Below are 24304 nucleotides of genomic sequence, written 5' to 3'. Positions count from 1 at the left end.
GACAGTTAAGGAATCATCATGGCCCGAGGTCGAAAATCATCCCTGCCCCACTACAGCCCCGAGCTGTGGGCGGATATCCAACCCGCCCTGCAGCACCTTGAAGCCAACACCCTGAGATGGTCGGAGCAAGTGCTGGTTGAACAGCGCAGCATCTCCGCCATTGCCGGCGAAGCCGGGGTGAACCGGCAGACCGTGCACAAGGCAGTGACGCGCGTTCTTGCCATAGTCGCCGACCACCTCGAAGAGGATCTGCGCCCCGTGCTGGTTTGGGTAACCGAGCACCAGGTGCCCGCAGTCATGGCGCTGGCGGCCCAATACAGCGGGGCCAAAGCTGATACAAAAAGTAGTCAAATGTGAGTCAAAAGAGACTCAAACACAATTCATGACTGCCGCTCGCCCACTGCGCGGGCAGTTCATAAGTATTTGATTATCCTAATAAATCGCCGAAGCCATTAAGAGTTGAACTGAACGGGCTGGCTATGAAGACGGTTTCAGCAAAAAGTGAGGTAACGGCCAGAGTCAGATATCAAAGTCACCCTGAGCCGTTAGTACGGCCGCTCAAATCCTCTATGTGACAGGAGGGGCCGCAAGACCAACAGTACCAATGAGCTACTTTATTTCTTGCCTAGCAAACGGTCGTGATCGCGTTTCGCTTTGGCTTGCTCACGGCCAGCGCCATCCAAAATGCGCAGATCTTCGATCTTGGTAGCGGCTGCAGAAGTAGCGCCGATAATTGCGCCCGCTACGCTGAGCGCAATGTTGGCCTTCCAGCCCTTGCCCCAGTCCTTATCGCCCTTTTTACCCCAGACCACGACTCGCTTCAAAAGCGACCCGGTGCCATAACCGACGCCTGCACCCGCTGCGCCACCAATGGCAGCTCTTTTCGAGGTATCGACTAGATTGTCTTGCAGATCGCGCGGGCGGCCATCCTTGTCAGTTGACGAATTGGACATAGCCATTCTCCTGGTCACGTATGAAGGTTAGAGGAGCAAGCCGCAAGGGCTTACAGACCTCTAAGGCCTATATCGGCAAGGAGTATCAAATATTTAAAAACGGGCTGTGGCCCAAGTAGCGTGCCCCTTCGGGTCGGGCTTTCGTGAATCAAGCCACGGCGATAAAGCCGCCGCGTCTTGACCCCTTCGGGGCTTCAATCCCTCACGCCTTCGCCCGCCCCGGGCTGCGCGCTCCGCTTGCCTCCGGCTTTCAGCCTGCGCGCCCTGCGGGCTTGCCGGATCCCCGCCGGCGCCCCGTGGCGCCCGTCAGCGTCAGTCGGCCGCGATCGCCCTGTTCGTCTACCAGAAGCCGGCCCTCATGCACGCAAGGGCTTTCGCGGCATATCCTTGTACGCTTCGCGCCCTGCGGTATTCCACGGTCCCTTGCGTGCGGGCCGGCCTCTGGTAGCCGGGGCTTACCGCGACCGACCGACGCTGACGAGCATCCCCTACCAGGTGGCGCGCTTATGACCCCCACTGCAAGGCAGGTCGCGCTTCGCGCTCCGCTCCAAAAGCGTTAATGCCCGCTCCCTCGCTCTGCCTCGGAGCATCACCCTGGGGTCGCGGCGTCAAGCGCCTCCGGCCTGTTCAGGCCGGGTTATGGGTGCGGATGGTCAGGTCAAGGCCCAGCGACTGCGTGACGGCCAGCAGGGTGCGAAGGGTCGGATTCCCCTTCTCTCCCAGGGCGTCATACAGGTGTGTACGGCGCAGGCCGGTTTCATTGGCAATCTCACTCATCCCCTTGGCGCGGGCAACGATGCCCAGCGCCGTGGTGATGTAGTCGGCATCGCCGGTTTCGAAGGCATCGGCCAGAAAGACCTCGATGGACTCAGGGTCTGTCAGACCTTCCGCCGGATCGTAGTCATGCAGTTGCTCTTTCATTCGTCGCTCCAAAGGCTTGCCAGTTGCTTTGCCTTTTCAATGTCGCGTTGTTGGGTGGACTTGTCGCCGCCACACAGCAGGATTACCAGCTGTTCGCCCCGCTGTTGAAAATAGACGCGGTAGCCCGGTCCATAGTCGATCCGCAGTTCACTAACGCCCTGCCCTACAGGCTTCACGTCACCCGCTAGCCCATTCGCCAGCCGCGTGATGCGCGCAATGATCGTAGCCCGTGCGCGGGAGTCCTTCAGCTTGCGCTCCCAGTTACGGTAAGTGTCGGTGGATTTGATTGTTTTCATAGGGTCTATTGTCCGTTAAAACAGACAAAAGGTCAAGCAAACAGTCGTCTTTTACTTATATAAAGGTGGACAAATAAAAGCGAGTAGGCGATACTAATCCTGTCATCGCAATCAGGCGACGACGCCCCGGCTAGAGCGGCGGCAACCGCTTCGGGGCAACCTCTGCGAAGGAGTTATTCCTATGGGTACCGCAACACATTTTCGCACCTATGGCCGCCTGTTCGCGGTTGTGGCCGAGTATCCCAATACCGGCGAAGGCATCCGCAAAGCCAATGAGCACCTGGAAGCGCAACCCGGCATGGGCGTGCTCGCGGTCGTGAACGGCACGATCTATCTGGCCGACAACGACGACAAAGGCATTCCAGCCCAAGGCAGCAACACCGCCGGGCCGGTCTACCCAGCCTAAGCCCCTCGCCCCGGCATCAGCGGCGGCAACCGCGCCGGGGCTCTCTCTGCGAAGGAAACACACTATGAGCCCTACCCTTTCCGCATCCCGCCTCGATCCGCGCGCCGTGCGCGTAGTCGTCGACATTACTGGTGGTGTCATTCACAGCGTCCAGTGTTCCCAGCCGGTCCTGATCGTGTTCACCAGCAGCCACAAGGACGATGTAGACGACGAGTTCCAACAGGAGGCCGGTTACACCGATATTCATGGAAAGCCTGTCGCGCTGGTCATGGACGGTAGTGACGGTGATGAGTCCGAAGGCGAAACGGTGCACCACTACTTTGAACAATGGCTGGGAGCGCACCAGCGTCCGTCTGAGACGAGCACGGATGGAGGCCGCAACGATGAATAGGCAACAGCGCGAACTGCGCTCCTGCGCCGTCCGGGTCCGTTCTGAGCCACTGGACGACAAGACGCGCGGCACCATCGCCCGGGTTCTGGATGCCTTTGCCATGCTGCATGGCATGCTCAGCGATACCGATTTCGACGCCGACCTGTCGGGCCGTATCGGCGTCATGCTGAACAATCAGGGGTTCCCCCTGTTCGGCATGGACACAGCGCTGACTGCGGACGAGCTCGAAGACAAATACTGCGCGGCGCCAGGTCATGGCGATCACCCAATCTACACACATGGCGAGTGGCGGGCCGAAGTGGCCCGAGAAGAAACGTGGCTAGGTTACTGGGACTGGGTTGAAAACCAGATCACACACGCGGAGCACACCAATGACTACCACCATTACTGCCGAACCCTGGATGATGGCCGCCCTGCTGCGCGAGGCCGCAGCCGCCCGCGCGGCGCTCACCCCGACGGCCATGAGCATCATCGCCTCCCATCTGGACGCGCTCGCCCGCATTCATGCCGAGCTGGACGGGCGTGAATGGGACAGCGATACGCCCCACAGCATCGCCGAGGATTTGCGAGGCATAGGCCTGACTGTGCGTGACGTGGACGATGGCGCCGAACTGGATGCCATGCGCTGCGAACGCTGCACCGACGATCTTGAGCCGGGTCAAGTCGGGCTCTGTGAGCATTGCCTCCCCGGCGCCGCGAGCGCGACGTACACGGTGCGCTGGGAACTGACCGTGGAGGATGCCCGCAGCCCGCAAGAGGCCGCGAAGCACGCCGCGCAGGGTTATTTTCAAGATCGGATTGCCGGTGGCCAGCCGGACACGGCGTGTGTGTTTGAGGTGATCGACAAGGCCGGGGCTTGCATCTCGATTGACCTGGCTTGTATGGCAGGCGAACAGGCTGAGTAGTCGGAGCCAATCAAAAGGGGCCGTTCCGGGCTTGTCCTGGGCGTGCCCCTCCGGGCCGGGCTTTCGTGAATCAAGCCACGGCGATAAAGCCGCCGCGTCTTGACCCCTTCGGGGCTTCAATCCCTCACGCCTTCGCCCGTTCCGGGCTGCGCGCTCCGCTTGCCTGCGGCTTTCAGCCTGCGCGCCCTGCCGGGCTTGCCCGACCTTTCGCCTTCGCGTACTGCACGCCGGCCTTCGGTTGGCCGCGCCGCCCTGATGGTCTATCCGCCGCCGCACCTTGCCTGCCAGGGGCTTTCGCGGCATAGCCTTGTCCGCTGCGCGGCCTGCGTTATTCCACGGTCCCCCGGCACGCGGCACGGCTCTGGACAGCCCGGGCTTACCGCGACCAACCGAGAGCCGACGAGCAGACTTCGAGGGGCAGCGCGTTCCAGGTCGCAAAAAGGCCGGTACCCGCGATGCGGGCACGCTCAAAGCGTCTGTTTCCCGCTCCCACCTCCCGCTTCGGAGCAGCCCGGCGCGGCGCGGGCGTCAAGCAATTTAAGCCGTTTTATAGTACATAGATATTGTACATACAGTTGACAAAAAAGGGCGGATGCGAGACAATAAACCCGTCAAAGCAATCCTGCCTTGACCGCCCGGAACCAGCGGCGGCAACCGCGCCGGGCCCTCTGCGAAAGGAGCTGTATTCATGGCTAAAGCCATTCCCCAGATCAGTGATCGTCATATCGCAACGATTGTGCGATTCGCCGCCGGCGAACAATGGGACGTGCCCGAAAAGCGGGCCCTCGCTCAGGACATCGCCAACATGCTGAAAGACCTCAGTATCTGCGGTTACAACGAATATCACCTACCCAGTTTCAATGAACCGGGCTACCAAGGGGCTGGCCCGCTGGCGTTCGGCGTGTGCGCGATTCCGGCAGATGTGGCACTGGTGAGCCCGGTCGAAGTGCTCAAGTTAATCGGCACTTACGAAGTGACCGCCGAGGAAGGAGGCGGTTACCGGGAAGAGCTCGGTGCCTGCGAACTGCGCGACATCGCGCAACTGGCGCTATCCATGCTGCCTGGCTTCGACGCCGCCCCTGCATCGCTGTGACCACCTGGGCGGGATTCCCGCCCTTTTCAAACCAAGCCCGGCACCCGCGGCGGCAACCGCGCCGGGCCCTCTGCGAGGATTACTCATGATCGGCTATCCCGTTTTGTTCCAGACCGGAACCACCAGCTTTGGCCAAGGCACCGTGTCGGCCTACGACCCCGAAACCGATATGGTCACCGTCATTGATGACGACGACGGCAACGTATGGCGCGGTTCGGCCGAAAAGATCGAGCATTGCGAAGACGTGTGCTTTTTCGACAAAAGCGCCGGCTACCCCTACAGCGCGGCCGTGCGCAACGCCGCTGGCGAGTGGGTATCAGGCAAGCCCGGCAAGACCTTGCAGGATTGGCAGATCGAGCGGCCGGAAATGGTGCTGGTGACGTGGCGCAAGGCTGAAGAGCTGATGGACCGGCGCGCCCGCTGCACGCCTGAGTTGATTACCAAGGCCCAGTTCTGGGAAGCGCTCGAATGCCTGCCCCCGTGCGGCTGGTACCGTGGCGGATTTACCGAATCGTTCAAGATGAGCGAGCGCATCAGCGGCCAGATCACGCGTATCTATGTGCGCCTTGGCTCCGACTATTTCAGCTTCGCCGACCGCATCAGCATGACCCACGCCGAAGCCGTGCGCATCGTCGAAGCGGCTGCGCCCGCGCTGCTGGCTACCAGCGCTGCCCCGGCGCTCTGAACCTACCTCATACCGCGCGGCCAAGGCCGCGCCTTGGAGCCTGCATGAGCCCCGTCATAGCCTTCGAATTTCAATCACAGATCATCACCAACCCGTTTCTATCACCGGATCGCTTGCAGCTGGTCGATCCCGCCACCTATGGCTTTGCAACCGAACACACAGGGGGCAATTGCACTGCCCTGTACCTGACGCTGCCCACAGGGGGATTTATACGGCTCACCGACGAGGGCGGTACCGAAGTGCCGTATCTTGACGAGTGGGAGATGTCACTGGTGGGCTTGTACGATGCGCAGGGCGAAGCGGTGTGTGTGGTGCATGCCAGCGAACTGTCCGGATTTGCTCAGCCTGCGTGAGCGGATGCAGCGCCCCTGGAGCGCGGCCCTTCGGGCCGAGCTTTGGGGGTTTGCACCCCCAACAGCCCGGGCATACTCCCTGGGCAAGCCGTGATTCAGGCTATCCATAGCCAGGCCAGCGAAGCACCCCAACCGCACACGGCTAGGCCGACAACGGTCATCAAATAGGTGTCCACATGGCGTGCAGCCTTGGATTTGTAGGTGGCTCCGGTGATCGAGAGGTAGGACTGCATAGTGTTGCTCCTTGTATAGCAGTCATATCGGCACAGCCTGCGGTTCTTGATGATGGCACTTCTACATACATCAGCGCGGGGCAAGGCCTTGGGCGTGCCCTCCGGGCCGGGCTTTCGTGAATCAAGCCCGGGCGATACAGCCGCCCGGTCTTGACCCCTTTGGGGCTTCAATCCCTCACGCCTTCGCCCGTACCGGGCTGCGCGCTCCGCTTGCCGGTTCTTCAGGTTGGCCAGCGTGGCGGGCGCGGACTGCTATAGGGGGTTGCCTGCCACGCTGCGCGCGTAATAGCGATCGCTCAGGTCTTTTTTCGGATCGGATTTGGCCCAGCGCTCTACCGTGGCGCAGTCGGCGCAGGCCAAGGTTTTCTTATCGGCGCTCAGCGTGTAGAGGTGGGACTTGGCGCCGGTCCCGACCCTCAAGCCCGCTTCGGTGATTGCAAACAGCGGCGTGCCCTGGCTGAGCCTGTCCAGGCTCAGGAAGTTGAAGGACCACTGCTTGATCTGGCTCTTGCGCCAAATGGTCATGATACTCAGCGGGTCACGGCTGCTAACACGCTGGTAGACCCATTCCCCTTCATATGGGCCCAGCTTGGGTGCCTCGACTTCGCGTTGAGCCAGCTCCATCGCTTTTTCCACGGCGGCTTGAGCGGCCAGTTCACGGACGGCGCCATCCATGGCCGCTTGCTCTTTGAGCAGCTTGAGCACGTCATACGGCCCTTTGGGGTCATAGTCCCAAACCGTTCCCTTTGGCAGATCTATCGCGTTGCAGTTAAGGCAATCGAGACTGCGTTCGTCGGCATTACGCCCCAGGGCCAAACGATTCCCATCGGCGTCGTCGATTAACAGTTTGTCCCCGACGCTGATGGCCTTCATCTGCTGAACAGTGGTGATCCGCGCAGGATTGGTCTGCCAACGAACCATTTCGGCTTGGTCGCCGTGAACGTTGAGCACAATCTTCACTTGGGTATTTTTACCGTGCAGGCGGTAGGCGCCCGAGTAATCATCGCCATAACAGACGGCAGCCAGTGAACAGGCGGCGAGGGCGGCCAGTAATTTTGTCAGGGTGTGCATAGAGTCCTTACTGCCTGTTCCAGGAGCGAGCTGATCCGGGTGCTGTGGGATGGCGGCGTTACATTGGCGCCAGAAATTAGCATTTTGCCATCATTGGGTTGAGGATCCAAGGCGTGTCCCTTCGGGCCGGGCTTTCGTGAATCAAGCCCGGGCGATAGAGCTGCCCGGTCTTGACCCCTTCGGGGCTTCAATCCCTCACGCCTTCGCCCGTTCCGGGCTGCGCGCTCCGCTTGCCTGTCCTTCGCGCTGACCCGGTAAGCTCGCCGGCACCGGCTGTTCGCGCCGCCCTGATGGTCTATCCGCCGCCGCGCCTCGTGCCAGGGGCTTTCGCGGCATAGCCTTGTCCGCTGCGCGGCCTGCGTTATTCCACGGTCCCCCGGCACGCGGCCCGGCTCTGGACAGCCCGGGCTTACCGCGACCAACCGACGCCGACGAGCAGACCCACTGCCGGCAGCGTGCTCCAGAGCAAAAGGGGCAGGGCAGTGCCCGCTACGCGGCCACGCTTGAAAAGCGTCTGTTTACCGCTCCCTGCCTCAGCCTCGGAGCAGCCCGGAAAAGCGCGGTGCGTCAATCATTTGAAAAATGAATAAAGTACAATAAGATTGTACATATAGTGGACAAAGAGAATCGGATGGGCGATAATAAACCCGTCAAAGCGATCCTGCTTTGACCGCCCGGAACCAGCGGCGGCAACCGCGCCGGGCACCCTCTGCGAAAGGAGCCTCATCATGAATATCCCCAACGATCAGTTCCTCAGCCGCGCCGATCTGCTTGCCTTCTGGCATGGCCGCCCGATCGAGCGCTTTAGCGCTGACCTCATCATCGAGGAAATCAAGGCCGTTACCCGGATGCGTTGCGGCGCCAATGGCGACCTGTACGAACCCACGCTGTTGCGCGCTCTGGCTGCGAAGGAAAAGGGCATGGAATTCACCTACAAGCTCGCTTTCCGTGCAGCACTGCGCAAGCGCGGCATTTCCACCGATGCGGCCGCCCTTCGGCGGGCCGAATGCTTTGAACGGAAATGGGTTCTGAAGCAGCTGGCGGCGCAGCACTAACCATCCCTCAACCGCCCCGGATTCTCCGGGGCATCTACTAGGAGTAGATGACCATGACCAAGACAGTCCCCGAGTACATCGAGCCGGTAATTTTCTATTTCTCCGGCACGCACGCACTGACCCGCTACGAAACATTTGCGGTCGATATCAGTCTGCAAACGCGCGAATACCGCACCGAATCCGTTCGACTGTTCACCGTCGTCGGCAAGGTACGCGGTGAAGATCGACGCGAAGTCATTGCCGAGTTCCCCGCACACGGCATGGCCGACACCTTCTGCGACATGGCCAAGGCGACGATCAAGGCCCTGTAAGCCGGGATGCCCGGTTCATCCGGGCGTACCCCCAACAGGCTGGGTCGCTGGGGTTGGCCTGGCTGTGCGGGGTAGGGTAGGCCGCGATTCCACCCCACCGGCAGCCAGCTTTCAGCCGGCGGGTAAAGCGTCGTGCCAATGTGAGCAGGGGGGGCCGGGGTGGCTAGCTGATGCCATTGTGTGGTTTTTTGTTGAAATCATTTGCATAGGCTTCAAGCGGAATGTCCTCCCATCTGGGTGCGGCGCCTACCCCACTGAAAGGTATGCCCGGGCGAGCCGAGGCCTGGTTGGCGCGAGTGCTTCTAGCCTCTTCGGCCCTTCTGGCGAATTCGCGTTTTTGGCAATCCAGGTTGCAAAACCCGCACAGGCTACACACCAGCTTGCCGCAGGCCCTGCAGTTGGCGGCCTCGCCTATGACCAGCGGTGCGTTTCCACATTTGCCTTTGATCTGCTCTGGCGCTCCGCCTGCGTTGAGTATGACGTGGCCTTTGCTGTCCATCTTGTAGGCCGTACCGCCACAATAGGCGACGAGGGTCTTCCATGACGTGCGGTTCCTTTCTCGGCCTTGCAGCAACCCCAGACCGCTGAAACGGAAACTGCTGAAGGCGTTCAGATTCGTCGCTTCCCGGTTGTCCCAGAGAATCGACAGGGTACCAATAAGTTCGCGGACAAGACCCAGCGGGTCTATCGCACCGAGTGGGTAGGAAGGCCTGTCCAGAGACCGAACTTGGGCGAAGAGCAGGGGGAAATAGTCCTCGGGGGAGAATCCGGGCGTATCGTTTTTCAGTTGCTCAAGGAAATCCGTAAGCACCGCCAGAAAAACCACGGGCAGGTTGGGCGTTCCCTTCAGCAACCGTTGCAGCTTTGCATAAAAATCCCGCTGCCAATCCTTAAGACCCGAAGAGAGGATTGCAGGCAGCGGTTGGCCTGCCAGGCATAAAGCGGGAATGGCTGCGGTTCTTTCCGATTCGTTCAATACATGCTTCCAGGCTTGGTCGACAGGCCACTCACATTCGAGCGTGAGGCGGCTCACGGCCTGCTGTAACGCTCGATACCACGCAGCTGGATAGCTGAAAACCCAGTGAGGTACTGTGCGCTCGTGGCCCCTGGCGACCTCGAAGGTAGAGGAGCCGAATAGTAAGGCCAACCGGTCCATGCTCTCCCTGCTCGTTTCGCCTAGAAATATCAGTCTGCCGATCTTGAAACTGGCATTGCCGGGCTTGCGGACGTATTTTAGATTGAGGTACGGCGAAAGAATGCCCGCTATTCTTACCTGCCTGTCGTCACGGTCGAGCTTGAACCTGGCTACCGTATGCTCGACATAGAACCGCTGCCCGTTGACCGTTCGCCTCGCATTCTTCACATCTATGGCGACCGATGAATCCACGAGCAGGTCATGGGTGGTCCAATCGTTGGAGCTACCGCCTAGCTGCTGTATGGAAATGTCCTCTACGTGTGATCCCATACTCTCGTAAAACTTCCTGGCAGCTATTTCCGCTCCCCTGGCCGAAAGCATTTTTGCCATCAGTGCTTCGTTTTCACTGTCTCCCGCCCAGTGTTGAGCGATGCTTTCATCCGCCTCATCCAACTCTGGATAGACCGCTTCAGCTTCCAGGGATACCTTCGTCGCCATTACTGACGAAAATAGCGTGTCGAGCTGCTCCCGGAAGCTCCAATAATAGCGTCTGTACACCTGGGCCTGTATGGAAGCGGGTGCATGAGGGAAGAATGAATCATCTGGGCCGGACGGTGGGAATCTGGTCCAAAATTGTTCCAGGACGTCTGGAGCAATGGCCGTTGCAGCAAGGACAGCCACTGCCCCAAGGGCCTCGTTCTCACAGGGCGATAACGTGGTTCTGCACAAGAGGATGCTTAACAGGTCTTGTGGAACCGAGGCAAAAGCCGGCAACAGCTCTATAAGTTCGGTCTCCGGTATCTGAGAGACCACCTGCACCGAGCCCGCCGCTGGTTTGTCATTGCGGCTTTCCGTATGGCGGAAGATGACTTTTGTGCCCGGCAACACAAATTCCAAGGGGGACGCCACGCGCGATCGCTGGAAGTACACATCCCCGTTCGGTCCGGCTATGAAGCCATAGTCATTTTCCCGGCCGGTCTGCTTGTTATGTCCACCGAACCACTTCACCTCACCCAGCGTCGGTTGCCCCGCGGATATACGCATCCCTGAGTCCTTCTCAATCATCGTATCCATGCTGTCGATTTCATCCGCCCAGTAGGCGTGCTTGAGGTCGGCTTGCTGGCTAAGTTGAGTACTCAACAGCGCCTTTCGAGCCTTGCACGTCTGGCGAGTTTAATGAAAAAGGTTGTTCGCATGATAGCGGCAGGCCAGCTTTTCGGGAGCGCACTGGGCCTGCCCACATGCACTACTGTCGATGACGGTCAGTGCACGCGGCTTTCGAAGGCCGCTGACACCAAACGGGTCAGCCACTGGTCCGTTTGTCCTGGAACCACCCGGGCTACGGGTGCTCATCCTCTGTGTCGTGTACACCAAGTCACCGAGCTTTCAGGCGATCGGTGCCGGTCACTGTTGCAGATGCAGTGGAGGCGGGGAGCTGTAGCGGCTCTGTTCATGCGGATAGGCCGCGGCAGGCCTGCATATTGAGCGTGCCCCTTCGGGTCGGGCTTTCGTGAATCAAGCCCGGGCGATAAAGCTGCCCGGGCTTGACCCCTTCGGGGCGTCAAGCCCTCACGCCTTCGCCCGTTCCGGGCTGCGCGCTCCGCTTGCTTGCGGCCTGCTGCAGCCGGGAGCGGCAGAGCGCTAAGCGCGCGTTTTGCGCAATGGCCGTGGCGCTTCCCTGACAAATTCCATCCTGGCCGAGCCTTCGTGCTGCTCGCTGTCGCACGACACCAACAGCTCCGGCTTGCCCCAGACCTGCGCACCACACTTCGGGCAGCGGTATTTGCAGCGATTGGAACGGCTTTTGGGGTTCTCGGAAGGGTACTGCACCAGATCATCGGGCAAGGAGGGCTCAGGCTCTCGCAGCGACGAAATGGGTTCATTGACGATCTGAACGCCTTCCAGATCCAGGTCGATGTCCAAGTCGGCTTCGTCATCACTGTCATCCACGTAGCCTTTGCCGCTCTGCGGCAGCGGCGTGGCCGGCCGCGGCCGCTCGGGAGGAAACCGATCAAACCACTGCAGCTGGAAGCGCTCGGTGACGAGCTGGGCGCAGGCCACATCGAAGCGCCCGCCAGGAATGATGTAGTGATCCATGACATAGCCCACCTTGTCGCCGCCAGGTTCACCGGTGCTGCTGGGCATCAGCCCCACGGTTTCCATTCGTGCGGCCCATTCCTTGTTGTGGTAGCCCGCAGTAGGGCGCGTTCCCTTGTGGTACTGCCACATATGCACCATTTCATGGGCTAGAACCGACAGGCTTTCGTGGATCGTGCACAGGATAAAGTAACTGGGGTTCATGGCGATTTCATCGACCATTTCCCCGGAGCGCCGCGCAAACCGTTGCGGTGAGAAGTAGCCCATCGTGCGCTTCTCACGCTGCAGCGTGATCATGCACGCCGGCAGTTCATCGTCGAAAAGCGTGGCGTTGAAGTGGGCGAAGGCTCGCTGCAGGTCTGTATAGACCTCGATGGTAGGGGTGATCTGAACCATTGGCCGGCCCTCGAGGCTGAGCAGAAGGCAATTCACCTGGCTTACCGTCTCTTGGGTAGATCTATGGCCGGGCGTTGCGGTGTTACTGGATTCTCGCTGCATATTCTGGATTGCGCAATCCAGAAGCGTACCCGACTTCAAGTTAGTGGATAGCGCAATCCAGAAATCAGGTTGAACAATCCACGGGGAATCCTGCCTTCTACGGGAAGGCGCCTGCGGTATCGAGCCCTTCGATGATCCCATCAGCGATGTTAGCGGCCATGCTCGAGTCGCGAGTGAAGACGAGGCCGCCGGCATGGCGCTTCGCGTCGACTTGAACAGCTACCTGAGCATCGCCGCCGTTGGGGCCTGGGACGTAGATCACAGCATTGGCTTCCAGGTCGCGGAAGTTCGCCACCATAGGAGTTGCCGTAGCGTAAGTCGTGTTGCCTGTGGTGTATGCGCTGGCGTTGTAACCCGCCACCGCCGCGCTGCGGCCATCCCCGAGTACCACGACCATCAACTCTTTTCCGCCTCTGGCGGCAATCTTCTTGGCTGCTTCGGGCCAGTCTTTGGCAAACCGCGTGATGTCGCTGGTCTTGTACGCCTTGACCCCGCGCCGGTTGAGCGCATCCACCAGCTGCGCTTCAACCATATCGCTGACATCGTTACGTGGCTGTACGTCGATCGCTATACGGCCCATTTGGTAGTCGCTGAAGTCCGGGTTGCGGTGGCCAACGCCGTTGGTTGTGTTGCACCCGGATAACAATGGAGCCGTGCAGAGGACTGCTGCCAGCAGGCGCATTAGATGTTTCATATGTGTGGCTCCCTCGCCTAATAGCTCTCGCGCCCGGGCGCTCAGCAGACCCAGCCCTAAGTCCGTAGGCAAAAAAAATATAGAAATTCTTCGACATTCGCCTTTTGGCGAGTGGCGCTTCGTCGTGCGCGCAAGGTAGCGGGACAAATGCCGGATGGCAAGTGGCCATGATCGAGGGCGGCAGGGGGTATGGGGCTCGCGGCTAGGGACTCTCAAGGACTCGGTTTCTGTTCCGGCCGAATCCAGATTCAAACCCAAGGAACCTTGTTTTAACCCCCACTGGGGGGGCTTAGGAGATACATCCTATGATCGAAACCATCCTCGCACTCATCGCTACCTTCACTGCTTACATGGACGGATACAACGCTGCCCATGTGCTGCCCTTGCAAGCTGTCATGTTCATTGGCTTTATGTTCTGGGTAGCGCTGCCACTCATGCTTTGGGGTAGGCGTCTAGGTGGCGAAAGCATACGCAGCTGTACCGGGCAAAAAAAGCCGCCTCGAGGGCGGCCTTGGTGGAGCGGGGAGGGCAGTCAGTGCGCGAGTCCAAGAAGCCGAACGACGGCGTAAACGCCGGCCGCAGCGCCTACCGCGCCGCCGATGCCGGCAACCAGGGTCATCGCACCGAGGCGGGCGGCGGTACCGCGGGACAGGCCGGCGGTGAGCTTCTTGTACAGGCTTAGGATCAGGTCGCGTTCATGCTTCTGAATATCGGCCAGTTGTTTGCCCAGTTCATGATGGGCAGCCACCAAATCCTGCTGGCCCTGTTGAACCGAGCTCTGGGCGGCGATCGCGACATCTGTCAGCCCCTTGTGCAGGGTCTTCATCTGCGACATCGCTACATCAAGGCGGTCAAGGATGTCCTTGGATTCGCCCAGAATCAGCTCGGTCAGCACCTCCTCTTTGGTCTTTGGTCGCTCCTGGGCCATGGGCTTATCCCACCAGGGCGTCGAAGGCCACGTCCAGGTTTGCCTGTACCGGCTTGGCCTGGCTGGTCCAGCTGTGCAGGCGAGCAAGCTTGGAGCGCTCGGCCGGATCGGTGGCTGCTTTGGCTTCGGCGCGGTAGTCGCGGTTGTCGCCGATCAGATCGCGGAACGACATCTTGTGGTGCGCCAAGTAGCCGTACACCTCGGACTCGAAAATGAAGGCATCCGGGTTCATCGGAATCTTCTTCTTCTTGGCGTATTCGAATACCTGCGGAATTTCTTCACGTGGGTCTTCCTTGATCTTGTTCGGCAGAATACGGATGCGGTCGGCTTCGACGCCAATTTGCAACAGCGACTCTACTGTTTTCAACCCTTCCTGCCAGGACTTGTCATCGGGGCAGACCGGAACGACCACCAGATCGAATTCATCAGTGGCGCCATGGAAGCGGGTCATTTCAGCAAAGAACTGTTCAATGTTGGATGCGCCCACATCGACAATCGCAGCGTCTTCCAACACCAGATGTTCGAGAAGTTCGCGAACCTTCTTGCCTTGCATTTTTTCAACTTCAGCCAGACCCAAATCCGAGGCGGATTGGTTGATGGTTTCCAGTGCAATGAATTTGGCACCAGGTACACGCGGGTAGAGCAGGTGAAGAGCAGCAACCGTTTTACCAACACTGCCGCTGTAACTGACCATCAGGAATTTTGTGGGAGTTGCCATCTGCTGCCTCGCTTAATATTTGGATTGGCCAAGGTCATTGAAATCAAGTGATGCGCTGTCGCGTATCTCTTTGGAGGAACGAATCATGTTCCTGCGCTTGTTTTCTGCTGGCGACGGTGCCGCCTGTTCTGCTTCTTTCTGGATTGCGCAATCCACTTCTTCGGTCACTGATTCATTTGCGTTCTGGATTGCGCAATCCACTTTTTCAACCGGCTTAGCCTTTGCTGGAGTGGGCTGGGGCAGGGGGCGAGCTTCTGGATGTACCTTTGCCTTGTCCCGGCGCGCACGTTGCAGCGATGTATAAAAGGCGTGGAATGTCAGATTGAGCTGGTGCTCTTTTTTGAGTTCTTCCCAGACCTGCTCACGGGTCAGTCCGCGTTCCAGGGCCGCCTCGATTTCGGCCAGGTTGGCCCTCACTACGGCAGCACCCTTCTTCGGTTTCAAATCACCGAGGCCCATGCGGCACCTCGAATCTCCAGGCGGGTTGCATATGACCTCCTTTCGTCTCTGGTTTGTACTCTAAATGTCTCACCCAAGCGGTGCAAGCGCTTTTTCTGTCCATCTTTTGGCTAATAAATGACTCACATTTGAATCTCTTTTGTCTCAATTTGCCCTCTGCGTCGGGCTTTCTGCCGGTTGTTGCCCTTCCGCTGCGCGAAAGGGCGGTTCGGGACGCTTTTTTGCGCCTCCGAGGGGGATTTGAGGACAGTTTTCCCTTAACGAAGAGCCGGGTTTTGGCCCCTTAACGAGCTATACACCATACGCAATTACCGGATTTGCCTAAGCCTTTGAAAAATAAAGCCTTTTCAAATGAGAGGCAAAATCCGGTAATTTCGCGGTATGACTTATAGGTCTGTATTACCTATATTTGCTGTGTTGGCGGTATGACCACGGTATGACGAAGGAAAATCACTGTGCCGGCTATAACATTCAAGTGCACCGCGGCCCAAAAAGACGAGCTCGAAGCCCGCAGCAATGGCAACGTCTCGCAGTACATCAAGGACGTTTTGTTCGGCCATATGAGCCGGGAAGACGAGCTGGCCCACCTGGTGGAAATGGTAGAACGGATCGGAAATCCGGCCCCGGCCGAGGGTGAGTCGCCTCGAACGAGCGGCTTGGATTTGGCTACCCAGGGCATGCTGATCGAAATGCTTCTGCTCATGCGAACGGCCGTCAAACCGAACGCTCAACGTGAAGCTCAGGCCGAGGTTGATCGCCTGGGCTTGCCAGTCTGGCAGTCAAAATCATAGGAGACCCCGCTCATGGATCAGCGCCATAAAGGCGGAGCCATCCTCGCTTCGCTCATCCTCACCCCCGTGTTTATCTGGTTCGTCACCGCCAAAACCGTCTACGGTTTTACGCCTCAGACGGTACGCAGCGTCCTGCCGGAATTGTTCAAGGGCACGTTCAGCGGTGGCTCTTATTTGTGGCCGCTCAAACTTGCAGGCGGTGTGGGTCTGGCGCTGGGCCTGGCTATCGCAGTGGCAATCGTAGTATTCAGCAAACAAGTATTCGCGGGTGCCAGCTTTTCAAGATTCTATCGCGGCACACAACTTGTAACGCAGCGTAGTTTGGCCAGAAAGACCAAGGAAGCCATTCCACAAGTGACCATTGCAGACGTTCCTATTCCCTACGAGGCAGAAACAACGCACATACAGGTCGCCGGTACCACGGGCACAGGTAAATCAACCTTGTTCAATGAGATAATATTGGGCGCAATGAAGCGCGGTGATCGTCAGATTATTCTAGACCCCGATGGTAGTTACCTGAAAAAGTTCTGGCGCAAGGGCGATAAGATTCTAAATCCGTATGATGCCCGCTCTGAAGCATGGTCATTTTTCAATGAGATTCGGGAAGATTATGATTTTGAAAGATACGCCGAGTCGATGATCCAGGTATCCAGCGACCAAGGCTCTGAAGAGTGGAACGAGTATGGGCGGCTACTCTTTCGGGAGGTCGCCAAAAAGTTGTATCGCACCCAGCACAACCCGACCATTGCCCAGGTTTTCGAATGGACCAACGAACGTCCGGTCAATGAGCTGGCCGAATTCTGCCAAGGCACCCGCGCGGTTTCGCTGTTCACTGGTAACGACCGCGCCACGGGCAGCACACGTTTCATCCTCAGCAAGGCGCTGGCACCTCACCTGAACATGCCCCACGGTAAATTCTCGCTGCGTAACTGGCTTGAAGATCCTGAAGGGGGAAACCTGTTCATCACCTGGACAGAGGAACAGCGAGCGGCGCTGACACCTTCGCTGTCGGCCTGGACGGATACAATCATCAGTTCGATCCTTGCCATGCCGGAAGACGAAAGCCGCCGTGTGTGGCTCTACCTGGATGAGCTTGAATCCCTGAACCGTCTGCCCAGCCTTGGGCCGGGCCTGACCAAAGGGCGCAAGAAAGGTCTTCGTATTGTCTGCGGCTACCAGAACTACACCCAGGTTGAGCATGTGTACGGACCCAAGCAGGCTGAAACGATGGTCAACAACATGCGGACCATCGTCGCGCTGGCCACGGGCCGGATGGGCACCAGCACTGCGGAAATGGTGGCCAAGTCCCTCGGCGAGCATGAAATTGAGCGCCACCGCTCCAGCCGTAGCCACAAGCTGGGCGAGCTCGGCACGCGAAGCGATCGTGACGACCTGAAGCTCGAGCGCATCGTGTTGCCTTCGGAGCTGTCTCGCCTGCCCAATCTGCAGGGGTATCTATCCTTCCCAGGTGACCTGCCGATCGCCAAAATCAAGTACAAGCCCATCGAGTTCAAGCGTGCGGCGCCAGTGCCGGCCTTTGTCTCTCGCCATCAAGCCTTTGCGAGTTAAGCCATGCTCAACATCACTGTGATTTCGCGCCAGGCGGCCGGCAAAGTCGTCAGCTACTACGCCGACAGCGCAGACGATTACTACGCCAAGGATGGCAGCGCCATGCAGTGGGAAGGCAAGGGCGCCGAAGCCTTGGGGCTGGCCGGCGACGTGGACGAGCGCCGCTTTCGCCAGCTTCTGGACGGGCGAGTGGATGAGCACACTCAGCTCAAGCGCTCGAGTCCAGGTGGCGCCTACAAGGAACGACTGGGTTTTGACCTGACCTTTTCGGCACCCAAGGGCGTCACCCTGCAGGCGCTGGTACACGGTGATCAGCGAATCATCGAGGCGCACGATCGAGCGGTTTCGGCCGCGATCCGCGAAGCCGAACGGCTGGCCATGGCGCGCACGACGGTAAAAGGCAAGACCAGTTCCGAACACACCAATAGTCTGGTCGTGGCCAAGTTTCGCCATGAAACCTCCCGCGCCCTGGACCCTGACCTGCATACGCACGCATTCGTCCTCAACATGACCCAGCGTCAGGATGGCCAGTGGCGGGCTCTCACCAATGATGGAATGGTCAAATCGCTCGGCCATCTGGGGAATGTCTACAAGGCTGAGCTCGCCAAGGAATTGCAGCAGGAGGGTTTCCAGCTGCGATTCGAGCGCAATGGCACCTTTGACCTGGCCCATTTTGCGCCTGAGCACATCCGCGAGTTCAGCGCGCGCAGCCAGCAGATCGAAGAGGCGCTGGCCAAAAAGGGATTGGACCGCACAACCGCAACTCAGGCGGAGAAGAACCAGGCGGCGCTGGCCACCCGCGACAAGAAGAGAGATGGCGTTGACCGGGAAAGCCTGCGCCAGACCTGGCAAACCCGTGCTAAAGACCTTGGGATTGATTTTCACAGTCGCGAGTGGTCAGGCCCTGGCGCACAGCACAGCGGCCCGGAAGTGTCGCGCAATTCTGTGCCGACCAAGCAGCTGGAGAACCCGACCGAATTCCATGCCGACAAAAGCGTGCAGCATGCGATCAGCTCCCTGACCGAACGCCGGGCCATCATCAACTTTGCCGAGCTGCGTGATAGCGCCCTCAAGCATGGCATGGGCGTGGTCAGCATTGGCGATGTGCAGGCCGCCATTGACCGCCGCTTAGCGCAGGGCCATCTGATCCGCGAAGAGCCGGTGTATGTCTCTGCCGAGGCGTTGAAAAAGGCCAAGGAGGCGGCCGTGCCCGAGGAGCTGCGCCCAGCCAAGGGGCAGGTAGTGAAGCTGTCGGATGATGAGCGGCGACGCATCGCCTTCCTGCAGCGCGAAGCCGAACGCGATGCCCCCAAGCTTACCCGCCGGGAATGGGTCGAGGAGTTGATCCAAAGCGGCCGCTCGCCGGCCGAAGCAAAACAGCTGGTCGATTCCGGTATCCGCCACGGTCGGTTGGAGCTGGGGCCGGAGCGCTTCACGACTGTGGTTGCCATGCAGCGCGAGAAGGCCATCCTGCAGATGGAGCGCGAAGGGCGCGGCCGCTTCGAGCCCACCATCAGCAAGGATGCGGTGCAGGCATTTCTGAGCTCACGAACGCTCAATGGCGAGCAGACCAAGGCTGTTGAGCGGATCGCTCTATCGCCCAACCAGTTCATGGGTGTCCAGGGTTTCGCCGGCGTTGGGAAGAGCTTCATGACGACCGCGGCGCGTGACCTGCTCGAAGAAAAGGGCTATCGCGTCACCAGCCTGGCCCCCTATGGCATGCAGAAAAAGGCGCTTGAGGCCGAAGGACTGGAAGCGCGCACGGTATCGGCGTTTCTGCACGCCAAGGACAAGCGCCTGGATAACAAGACCGTGGTGTTTGTGGACGAGGCCGGGGTGATTCCAGCGCGCCAGATGCAGGCGCTCATGAAGGTCATTCAGGAAAGCGGCGCGCGGGCTGTGTTCCTCGGTGATACCGCGCAGACGAAAGCGGTCGAGGCCGGCAAGCCCTTCGAGCAGCTGCAGAAGGCTGGCATGCAAACCAGCCGCCTGCAGGACATCCAGCGCCAGAAGAATCCCGAATTGCTCGAGGCGGTAAAGCTGGCAGCACATGGCGAGAGCGCCAAATCGCTGGCCCGGGTTTCAGAGATATTGGTCGAGAGCCATCAAGAAGCCCGCCTGAAAGGCATGGTCGAGAAATTCACGGCGCTGCCCCCCGAAGATCGCAACACAACCCTGATCATTACCGGCACCAATGACAGCCGGCGCGAGCTCAACCAGGGGATTCGCGAGGCGCTTGATCTGGTTGGCAAAGGGAAGGACTTCACCCTGTACGAACGGGTGGATAGCACCCAGGCCGAACGGCGGCACAGCCGGTATTTCGAAGCGGGCCAGGTGATCGTGCCGGAAAGGGATTATTCGAATGGCCTGAAAAAAGGCGAGAGCTACACCATTGTCGATACCGGTCCAGGCAACCGCCTCACCGTGAAGAACAAGGATGAGCAGCTGATCCAGTTTTCGCCTAGTCGGGTCACCAAGCTTGACGTTTACAACCCGGAACGGACCGAGCTGGCTCCCGGCGACTGGATCAAGATCACGCGCAACGACAAGGACCTGCAGATCGACAACGGCGACCGGTTCCAGGTCAAGGCTGTAGAGTACGGGAAAATCACGGTCCAGGCCAAGGACAAGGACATCGAGCTCACTGGCAAGGCCGCGAACTTCGTCAGCCTGGCTTACGCTTCGACCGTCCACAGCGCACAAGGCCTGACCTGCGATCGCGTCCTGATCAATCTGGACAGTAAGTCGCCGACAACCTGCAAGGACGTGTACTACGTGGCCATCAGCCGTGCGCGCCACGAGGCAGTCATCTACACCGATAACGAGAAAGACCTGTCGAAGTCGGTGAAGCGGGACGCCCAGAAGAACGCCGCATTGGAAATCAAGCAGCTGCGCCACTTGGCGAAGGAAGCGGACCGCGACGTAGCCAAGGACCAGCGGCAGATCGGCAAGGAGCTCAAGCGCGAAGACAAGCAGTACGACAAGGTGCAGGAACGCACTAGGTCTCACGACCGCGGCGATTCTGGGCATCAAATAGGAATATAGATCGCATGTTTCAAGACACGCTACTATTCAATCTGGTAGCGTGTCAAAAAATGCTATTAGTTACGAGTTAACTAGGATTCAACTAAATTATCTAGGGAGTATTTGTCGAACCAAACCAGGAGCCAATTCAGCAGGCAACATAGCCCGCGCGACATCAGAGATTGGATATTTTTCGTAAAACCCAATGACTTTTTGAAACTCTGGTGAACCTACAAGAATATGACCATCACCGCAAAATATAGGAGGGCGCTTAGGCAGGCCGAGCAGCGTAGGGCATAGAGATTGCTGCTCGAGAATATAGCGGTTGTTTTCTATGAGGGCAGGAATAGACTCCGGAAAATAATTTGGAGCGCCGTGATGCCTAACATGTTCGTCGATGAACTTTTTAAATTCTTCGTGACTTTTTTCAAAAAATACCGAGCGTTCTCGTTTCCAATAAGGGAACAATTCATATACCAAATCCTCATCGAAGCTCGAGGAATCGTTTCGGGTCGCTAAGGCCATTTCGTCTAACAGATGGCAAATTAGCCCAGCCTCTGGGCAAATCTCCATTTTTCTTCTTAGACCTGATTGGGGAAACCTTTTTTCAGACCAATATATCGCTTTTTTACAGCTCTCCCGAAACATCTGCCGAGGCATATGTAAAAGAATGGTTGCCACCGCAGAGGCAAACATAAACGCCGCTATGACGTCTTCTTGGCCTCCAGCTGATGCAAACGCGTGAGCTAAACAATGATATTCAGGTAGGCTTGGATCCTTGATGAAATTCATCTCATCCAATTCAAACATAGGAGAAAGATCGCTCCATTTTTTGTACCCCCGCAACAGCGGCACTGCATCTATCAGTTCTTGGCAGTAGGCAGTAGTTTCAAGCAGGCTACCCAAATATATCGGAGATTTAAATAACAGCTTTTCCTTTTTTTTGTCCAGCTGAGAGAAAAAGCAGACAGAGACATGCTCCAGCATCTCATGATACATCGGCATGCTATTCGTTATTTCAAAACGCCACGGATAACGGGCTTCTCCTTGAGCAGGATCATGGGTTTCAACAAAAAATGACAAGGACAAATCCTTCTTGAGCTTCGCAAGATATGGATTTGATCTCAGCACATCCTGGTCAAGGGTGTGGATTGTCGTGAAGCCAAACAGAAAGATGTTGCTGAGCGTCTGCAGACCGCGAATAGAACAGTTCATATCTGCCCAATGCCTCAGCTCATGGACCATGGGACGCATAAAGTTTTGCGCGCCTTCGACAAGAGCAATCTCCTCATCCGGAAACTCGCTTTCCAGAGCACGTAAGAAAGCATTTACATGCTGCTCTTCAACCCTTTTTAAGGTGATGGTTTGCGTAAAGTGACAGTAGTAAGCCACTGAGCTGTTTTGGTTTATCAGATTTTTCATAAGCTCCCCTTGAAAAGATTCACGCCGTCTCATCCTATAAGCAGCCGCAAGAATTTTGTGGCTGAGCCCAGCGTTAAGTAGATACAAGACTTGCCTGACGAAATAATACAACAATCTAATCCATTTGTGAGTCTTTTGTGAGTCTTTTGTGAGTCTTTTGTGAGTCTTTTGTGAGTCTTTTGTGATCCATACAACTCCTGACCATTCAGTCAACGGCTTAGCGGTTAGGGTACATCCGCCTACAGAGCTCCAAGTACGTCCAGGGCTAACCAAATTGCGAGCCAGCGCAACAGTCGGAAAGCTGCCGCGATCAGTTTCCGTCGAACAAGAGCGCCAGCCTCTCGCCGCTTTTGCTTGGCGCTGGAGGATTCAAACTAAACGGCGCTATCGGAGTTGAATACGCATTCCCGCTAGCTATCTTCACCTGAAGGTTGATCATCGCAATGGCGGGGGTGGCTATGAAAAAGGTTTTCAGTTCTTTGGCACTGGTAATCATATCTGGATGCGCAGATAGGCCCCCGACCCTTACGTACAAGCCGTTGCCGGTCCAGACGCAGCCACCTAAGGAGCAGAAAACGCAGCCACTTAACGAGCAAATGTTTCTTGGTAACATGACTTTCAACCTACCCAAGTCCTATATCCGGCTTGCCAAAGAGAAGAATGCGCAAGGCCAGGAAGGGAGCAACGTTACCGTGTCCTCGATACCGGCAAATTCTGACAAAGCTTACGAAGTTGAGGTCAAAAAAGAGCTTTTTGTCAGTCGAACTCTAAAGTGGACCAAGCGCGATAACACTAATGTAGTCAGTTCGGTCGGAACTGACGTGGTGGACAACCGTAAGCAGGCGTGGGAAGCCGTGGGCGCCGTAGCAAAGATTTCCGCGCCGTTGCTGCTGAGCTGGGCCGGGTTGTTGAATGACAATAAATTACTTGGTGGAAGCCCATCGGCGCCCGCGCCGGTGGCAGGGGGTCTGCTACGAGAAGGCGTTTTGGATGTTAAATTCCCCCTTGTGATTGATGGTGACCAGTTGCTGTCGAGCATGGGGCGAAGCGGTGAATTATGCGGATATTTCTATGACCCCACGATTATGAATGATGGTGATAGGGTGCTGCTTGAGGATGCTATAAAGGAAATGACCAAAACCACAACAATTCATGCTGCTTGTGATAGTTTTGGATATAGCCGAATGGATATAATCTTCTATTACGCACGGGTGGGCCCTACCTCGGTAAATGCTTCTTCTGTTCAAGCCACCAAGATTGCCAACGTTCATTCCTTCTTCGACTCAGCTTGCAGGCCTGTTCAAATCCAGCTACTAGGCAATCTGCCGCCGGAGCTGAAATATCAGGTTTTCGGGACGGTCATCGCGGACCCCAATCAGGTGGTCTATTACGCACTCCCGCCAAAGGGCAGCTTGAACATGCACACGTCATGTGGCGTCAACTCGATCGCCGACAACGCGACCTTGTCCACGAATGCGGAAGTTGTGGGAAACATCGTGACGCAGGTAAAAGCCGCCAGCGATGCGGTGAAGACGTCGACTGTAGCGGCCGACAAATAGGCTGAAGCTGGTAAGATCGCGGCTCAGCGCGCTTTTACCAGCGAAAGGATTCGTTTGGCCGGCTTGTACACCGCGGCGCAGAAGCGTCATCACCTTCGAGTTGATGACCGGACACTCGAGTTATTGAAGCTCAAGACGGAAGCTAGAGTCTTCGGCAAATATGTTTTTTAGCCCCCAAACAATTTTCAAAGATCGTGACTTCTTGCCGATACAGGTGCAGCCCGTCAGGTAGGACCTACCTGAGTCGAATGCACGGAGGGGATCGACTTAAAAAACGTGGGTTCTTCGAGAAACTGTAGGCGATTCCCACGATTCGCACTTAAACTCATACACTAAGCATGTCGAAGGCTAAGGCAGGGATAGTGCACCGCTAAACGTCGAGCGCAATGGTGGCCATAATCTAGGCTCTGTACGTAAACCCAAGAAATACGATTTTCTGTAAAAGACACCGCCATTAAAGCCAGGAGGCCAAGATGGCAAAGCGGTATGAACTCCCCGACGCAGCCTGGGATCTGGTTGCAGATATCTTCACCAAAAATCAGCGCACCGGGCGCCCTCGGGCCGATGATCGCCTGATGCTAAACGGTATTCTCTGGGTGCTTTGCTCTGACGCAGCCTGGCGAGACATGCCCGAACGATTCGGCCCTTGGTCAACGATCTATCAACGGTTCCGGGGATGGCGTGATTGCGGAGCTTTTGATCAGATGCTCAAGCGTCTTCATATCCGATTGAATGAG

General features: G+C 57.7%; 26 protein-coding genes. 14 read left to right on the top strand and 12 right to left on the bottom strand.

Translation table 11 applies throughout. The features are described 5' to 3' along the window. Nucleotides 1-18: 18 nt before the first annotated feature. On the top strand, nt 19-357 hold the full coding sequence (locus LG385_RS24565) for a TrfB-related DNA-binding protein (protein WP_225776434.1): 339 nt from the start codon (nt 19-21) through the stop codon (nt 355-357). 257 nt (nt 358-614) lie between these two features. Here the strand turns inward: LG385_RS24565 and LG385_RS24560 are convergent, their stop codons facing one another. From LG385_RS24560 to LG385_RS24550, 3 genes are all read right to left on the bottom strand, one after another. Continuing rightward, entirely contained in the window at nt 615-953 is a 339-nt protein-coding gene (locus LG385_RS24560) for a hypothetical protein (protein ID WP_225776433.1), read from the bottom strand. 627 nt (nt 954-1580) lie between these two features. Continuing rightward, complete coding sequence (locus tag LG385_RS24555) at nt 1581-1874, bottom strand: addiction module antidote protein (protein ID WP_225776432.1); 294 nt, start codon at nt 1872-1874, stop codon at nt 1581-1583. Continuing rightward, entirely contained in the window at nt 1871-2170 is a 300-nt protein-coding gene (locus LG385_RS24550) for a type II toxin-antitoxin system RelE/ParE family toxin (RefSeq protein ID WP_225776431.1), read from the bottom strand. Before LG385_RS24550 ends, LG385_RS24555 begins: the two co-directional genes overlap by 4 nt. A gap of 181 nt (nt 2171-2351) precedes the next feature. Between LG385_RS24550 and LG385_RS24545 the strand changes: the two genes are divergently transcribed. The 6 genes from LG385_RS24545 (at nt 2352) to LG385_RS24520 (ending at nt 6003) form a co-directional block, all read left to right on the top strand. Further along, nucleotides 2352-2576: a hypothetical protein gene (locus tag LG385_RS24545; RefSeq protein WP_225776430.1), complete on the top strand. Its 225-nt coding sequence runs from the start codon at nt 2352-2354 to the stop codon at nt 2574-2576. A gap of 64 nt (nt 2577-2640) precedes the next feature. Continuing rightward, nucleotides 2641-2967: a hypothetical protein gene (locus LG385_RS24540; protein ID WP_225776429.1), complete on the top strand. Its 327-nt coding sequence runs from the start codon at nt 2641-2643 to the stop codon at nt 2965-2967. A 371-nt stretch (nt 2968-3338) separates the two neighbouring features. After that, nucleotides 3339-3872 (top strand): hypothetical protein, encoded by a 534-nt coding sequence (locus LG385_RS24535; RefSeq protein ID WP_225776428.1) that lies wholly within the window; start codon nt 3339-3341, stop codon nt 3870-3872. 688 nt (nt 3873-4560) lie between these two features. After that, nucleotides 4561-4965, top strand: a complete 405-nt coding sequence (locus LG385_RS24530; protein WP_225776427.1) for a hypothetical protein — start codon at nt 4561-4563, stop codon at nt 4963-4965. A gap of 85 nt (nt 4966-5050) precedes the next feature. After that, nucleotides 5051-5650 (top strand): hypothetical protein, encoded by a 600-nt coding sequence (locus LG385_RS24525; RefSeq protein ID WP_225776426.1) that lies wholly within the window; start codon nt 5051-5053, stop codon nt 5648-5650. A gap of 44 nt (nt 5651-5694) precedes the next feature. Next, nucleotides 5695-6003, top strand: a complete 309-nt coding sequence (locus LG385_RS24520) for a hypothetical protein (protein WP_225776425.1) — start codon at nt 5695-5697, stop codon at nt 6001-6003. Between the two features lie 95 nt (nt 6004-6098). Here LG385_RS24520 and LG385_RS24515 read toward each other — a convergent pair whose 3' ends face one another. Then, on the bottom strand, nt 6099-6236 hold the full coding sequence (locus LG385_RS24515) for a hypothetical protein (RefSeq protein ID WP_225776424.1): 138 nt from the start codon (nt 6234-6236) through the stop codon (nt 6099-6101). A gap of 252 nt (nt 6237-6488) precedes the next feature. Beyond that, on the bottom strand, nt 6489-7307 hold the full coding sequence (locus LG385_RS24510; RefSeq protein WP_225776423.1) for a hypothetical protein: 819 nt from the start codon (nt 7305-7307) through the stop codon (nt 6489-6491). 728 nt (nt 7308-8035) lie between these two features. On the opposite strand from LG385_RS24510, the gene LG385_RS24505 reads away from it, so the two are divergent. Both LG385_RS24505 and LG385_RS24500 read left to right on the top strand, forming a co-directional pair. Then, nucleotides 8036-8362, top strand: a complete 327-nt coding sequence (locus LG385_RS24505) for a hypothetical protein (RefSeq protein ID WP_225776422.1) — start codon at nt 8036-8038, stop codon at nt 8360-8362. Between the two features lie 53 nt (nt 8363-8415). Further along, nucleotides 8416-8673 (top strand): hypothetical protein, encoded by a 258-nt coding sequence (locus LG385_RS24500; protein WP_225776421.1) that lies wholly within the window; start codon nt 8416-8418, stop codon nt 8671-8673. Between the two features lie 163 nt (nt 8674-8836). Here the strand turns inward: LG385_RS24500 and LG385_RS24495 are convergent, their stop codons facing one another. The 6 genes from LG385_RS24495 to LG385_RS24470 form a co-directional block, all read right to left on the bottom strand. Continuing rightward, a complete protein-coding gene (locus LG385_RS24495) occupies nt 8837-10948 on the bottom strand; it encodes a hypothetical protein (RefSeq protein ID WP_225776420.1) in 2112 nt (703 codons plus the stop codon). A 501-nt stretch (nt 10949-11449) separates the two neighbouring features. After that, complete coding sequence (locus LG385_RS24490) at nt 11450-12301, bottom strand: SprT-like domain-containing protein (RefSeq protein WP_225776419.1); 852 nt, start codon at nt 12299-12301, stop codon at nt 11450-11452. Between the two features lie 199 nt (nt 12302-12500). Continuing rightward, nucleotides 12501-13097 carry a hypothetical protein gene (locus tag LG385_RS24485; RefSeq protein WP_225776418.1) on the bottom strand — a complete coding sequence of 199 codons (597 nt, stop codon included), beginning with the start codon at nt 13095-13097 and terminating at the stop codon, nt 12501-12503. A gap of 532 nt (nt 13098-13629) precedes the next feature. Continuing rightward, nucleotides 13630-14025: a hypothetical protein gene (locus tag LG385_RS24480; protein WP_225776417.1), complete on the bottom strand. Its 396-nt coding sequence runs from the start codon at nt 14023-14025 to the stop codon at nt 13630-13632. A gap of 4 nt (nt 14026-14029) precedes the next feature. Next, the gene (gene stbB / locus LG385_RS24475; RefSeq protein WP_225776416.1) at nt 14030-14743 is read right to left on the bottom strand and encodes a StbB family protein; all 714 of its coding nucleotides are present in this window, start codon (nt 14741-14743) and stop codon (nt 14030-14032) included. Between the two features lie 12 nt (nt 14744-14755). After that, nucleotides 14756-15202, bottom strand: coding sequence for a hypothetical protein (locus LG385_RS24470; protein WP_225776415.1), 447 nt, complete (start codon nt 15200-15202; stop codon nt 14756-14758). Between the two features lie 455 nt (nt 15203-15657). Here LG385_RS24470 and LG385_RS24465 point away from each other — a divergent pair, with 455 nt between their 5' ends. The 3 genes from LG385_RS24465 to mobF are packed head-to-tail and all read left to right on the top strand — an operon-like array spanning nt 15658 to nt 20607. After that, nucleotides 15658-15993: a hypothetical protein gene (locus LG385_RS24465; protein ID WP_225776414.1), complete on the top strand. Its 336-nt coding sequence runs from the start codon at nt 15658-15660 to the stop codon at nt 15991-15993. A gap of 12 nt (nt 15994-16005) precedes the next feature. Then, nucleotides 16006-17562, top strand: coding sequence for a type IV secretion system DNA-binding domain-containing protein (locus LG385_RS24460; RefSeq protein WP_225776413.1), 1557 nt, complete (start codon nt 16006-16008; stop codon nt 17560-17562). A 3-nt stretch (nt 17563-17565) separates the two neighbouring features. Continuing rightward, complete coding sequence (mobF, locus tag LG385_RS24455) at nt 17566-20607, top strand: MobF family relaxase (RefSeq protein ID WP_225776412.1); 3042 nt, start codon at nt 17566-17568, stop codon at nt 20605-20607. Nucleotides 20608-20694: 87 nt separating this feature from the next. Here mobF and LG385_RS24450 read toward each other — a convergent pair whose 3' ends face one another. Further along, nucleotides 20695-22008, bottom strand: a complete 1314-nt coding sequence (locus tag LG385_RS24450; protein WP_225776411.1) for a hypothetical protein — start codon at nt 22006-22008, stop codon at nt 20695-20697. A gap of 458 nt (nt 22009-22466) precedes the next feature. On the opposite strand from LG385_RS24450, the gene LG385_RS24445 reads away from it, so the two are divergent. Both LG385_RS24445 and LG385_RS24440 read left to right on the top strand, forming a co-directional pair. Further along, the gene (locus tag LG385_RS24445; protein WP_225776410.1) at nt 22467-23567 is read left to right on the top strand and encodes a hypothetical protein; all 1101 of its coding nucleotides are present in this window, start codon (nt 22467-22469) and stop codon (nt 23565-23567) included. Nucleotides 23568-24040: 473 nt separating this feature from the next. Further along, nucleotides 24041-24304: transposase (locus LG385_RS24440; protein ID WP_225776409.1), on the top strand; the 264-nt coding region annotated here is incomplete at its 3' end.

This window comes from Pseudomonas sp. Marseille-Q5115 (assembly GCF_916618905.1).
In the GTDB taxonomy this organism is placed as follows: domain Bacteria; phylum Pseudomonadota; class Gammaproteobacteria; order Pseudomonadales; family Pseudomonadaceae; genus Aquipseudomonas; species Aquipseudomonas japonica_A.
Note: the sequence above shows the minus strand (reverse complement) of the source record. Positions and strands in the feature narration are given on the sequence as shown.

Bases quoted from the DNA above. Each gene is read 5' to 3' on its own strand.
- LG385_RS24515 (WP_225776424.1), bottom strand. From the start codon at position 6,236: ATGCAGTCCTACCTCTCGATCACCGGAGCCACCTACAAATCCAAGGCT.
- LG385_RS24540 (WP_225776429.1), top strand. From the start codon at position 2,641: ATGAGCCCTACCCTTTCCGCATCCCGCCTCGATCCGCGCGCCGTGCGC.
- LG385_RS24550 (WP_225776431.1), bottom strand. From the start codon at position 2,170: ATGAAAACAATCAAATCCACCGACACTTACCGTAACTGGGAGCGCAAG.
- LG385_RS24565 (WP_225776434.1), top strand. From the start codon at position 19: ATGGCCCGAGGTCGAAAATCATCCCTGCCCCACTACAGCCCCGAGCTG.
- LG385_RS24555 (WP_225776432.1), bottom strand. From the start codon at position 1,874: ATGAAAGAGCAACTGCATGACTACGATCCGGCGGAAGGTCTGACAGAC.
- LG385_RS24560 (WP_225776433.1), bottom strand. From the start codon at position 953: ATGTCCAATTCGTCAACTGACAAGGATGGCCGCCCGCGCGATCTGCAA.
- LG385_RS24460 (WP_225776413.1), top strand. From the start codon at position 16,006: ATGGATCAGCGCCATAAAGGCGGAGCCATCCTCGCTTCGCTCATCCTC.
- LG385_RS24505 (WP_225776422.1), top strand. From the start codon at position 8,036: ATGAATATCCCCAACGATCAGTTCCTCAGCCGCGCCGATCTGCTTGCC.
- LG385_RS24470 (WP_225776415.1), bottom strand. From the start codon at position 15,202: ATGGGCCTCGGTGATTTGAAACCGAAGAAGGGTGCTGCCGTAGTGAGG.
- LG385_RS24530 (WP_225776427.1), top strand. From the start codon at position 4,561: ATGGCTAAAGCCATTCCCCAGATCAGTGATCGTCATATCGCAACGATT.
- LG385_RS24480 (WP_225776417.1), bottom strand. From the start codon at position 14,025: ATGGCCCAGGAGCGACCAAAGACCAAAGAGGAGGTGCTGACCGAGCTG.
- stbB (WP_225776416.1), bottom strand. From the start codon at position 14,743: ATGGCAACTCCCACAAAATTCCTGATGGTCAGTTACAGCGGCAGTGTT.
- LG385_RS24450 (WP_225776411.1), bottom strand. From the start codon at position 22,008: ATGAAAAATCTGATAAACCAAAACAGCTCAGTGGCTTACTACTGTCAC.
- mobF (WP_225776412.1), top strand. From the start codon at position 17,566: ATGCTCAACATCACTGTGATTTCGCGCCAGGCGGCCGGCAAAGTCGTC.
- LG385_RS24445 (WP_225776410.1), top strand. From the start codon at position 22,467: ATGAAAAAGGTTTTCAGTTCTTTGGCACTGGTAATCATATCTGGATGC.
- LG385_RS24485 (WP_225776418.1), bottom strand. From the start codon at position 13,097: ATGAAACATCTAATGCGCCTGCTGGCAGCAGTCCTCTGCACGGCTCCA.
- LG385_RS24510 (WP_225776423.1), bottom strand. From the start codon at position 7,307: ATGCACACCCTGACAAAATTACTGGCCGCCCTCGCCGCCTGTTCACTG.
- LG385_RS24490 (WP_225776419.1), bottom strand. From the start codon at position 12,301: ATGGTTCAGATCACCCCTACCATCGAGGTCTATACAGACCTGCAGCGA.
- LG385_RS24535 (WP_225776428.1), top strand. From the start codon at position 3,339: ATGACTACCACCATTACTGCCGAACCCTGGATGATGGCCGCCCTGCTG.
- LG385_RS24545 (WP_225776430.1), top strand. From the start codon at position 2,352: ATGGGTACCGCAACACATTTTCGCACCTATGGCCGCCTGTTCGCGGTT.
- LG385_RS24525 (WP_225776426.1), top strand. From the start codon at position 5,051: ATGATCGGCTATCCCGTTTTGTTCCAGACCGGAACCACCAGCTTTGGC.
- LG385_RS24520 (WP_225776425.1), top strand. From the start codon at position 5,695: ATGAGCCCCGTCATAGCCTTCGAATTTCAATCACAGATCATCACCAAC.
- LG385_RS24500 (WP_225776421.1), top strand. From the start codon at position 8,416: ATGACCAAGACAGTCCCCGAGTACATCGAGCCGGTAATTTTCTATTTC.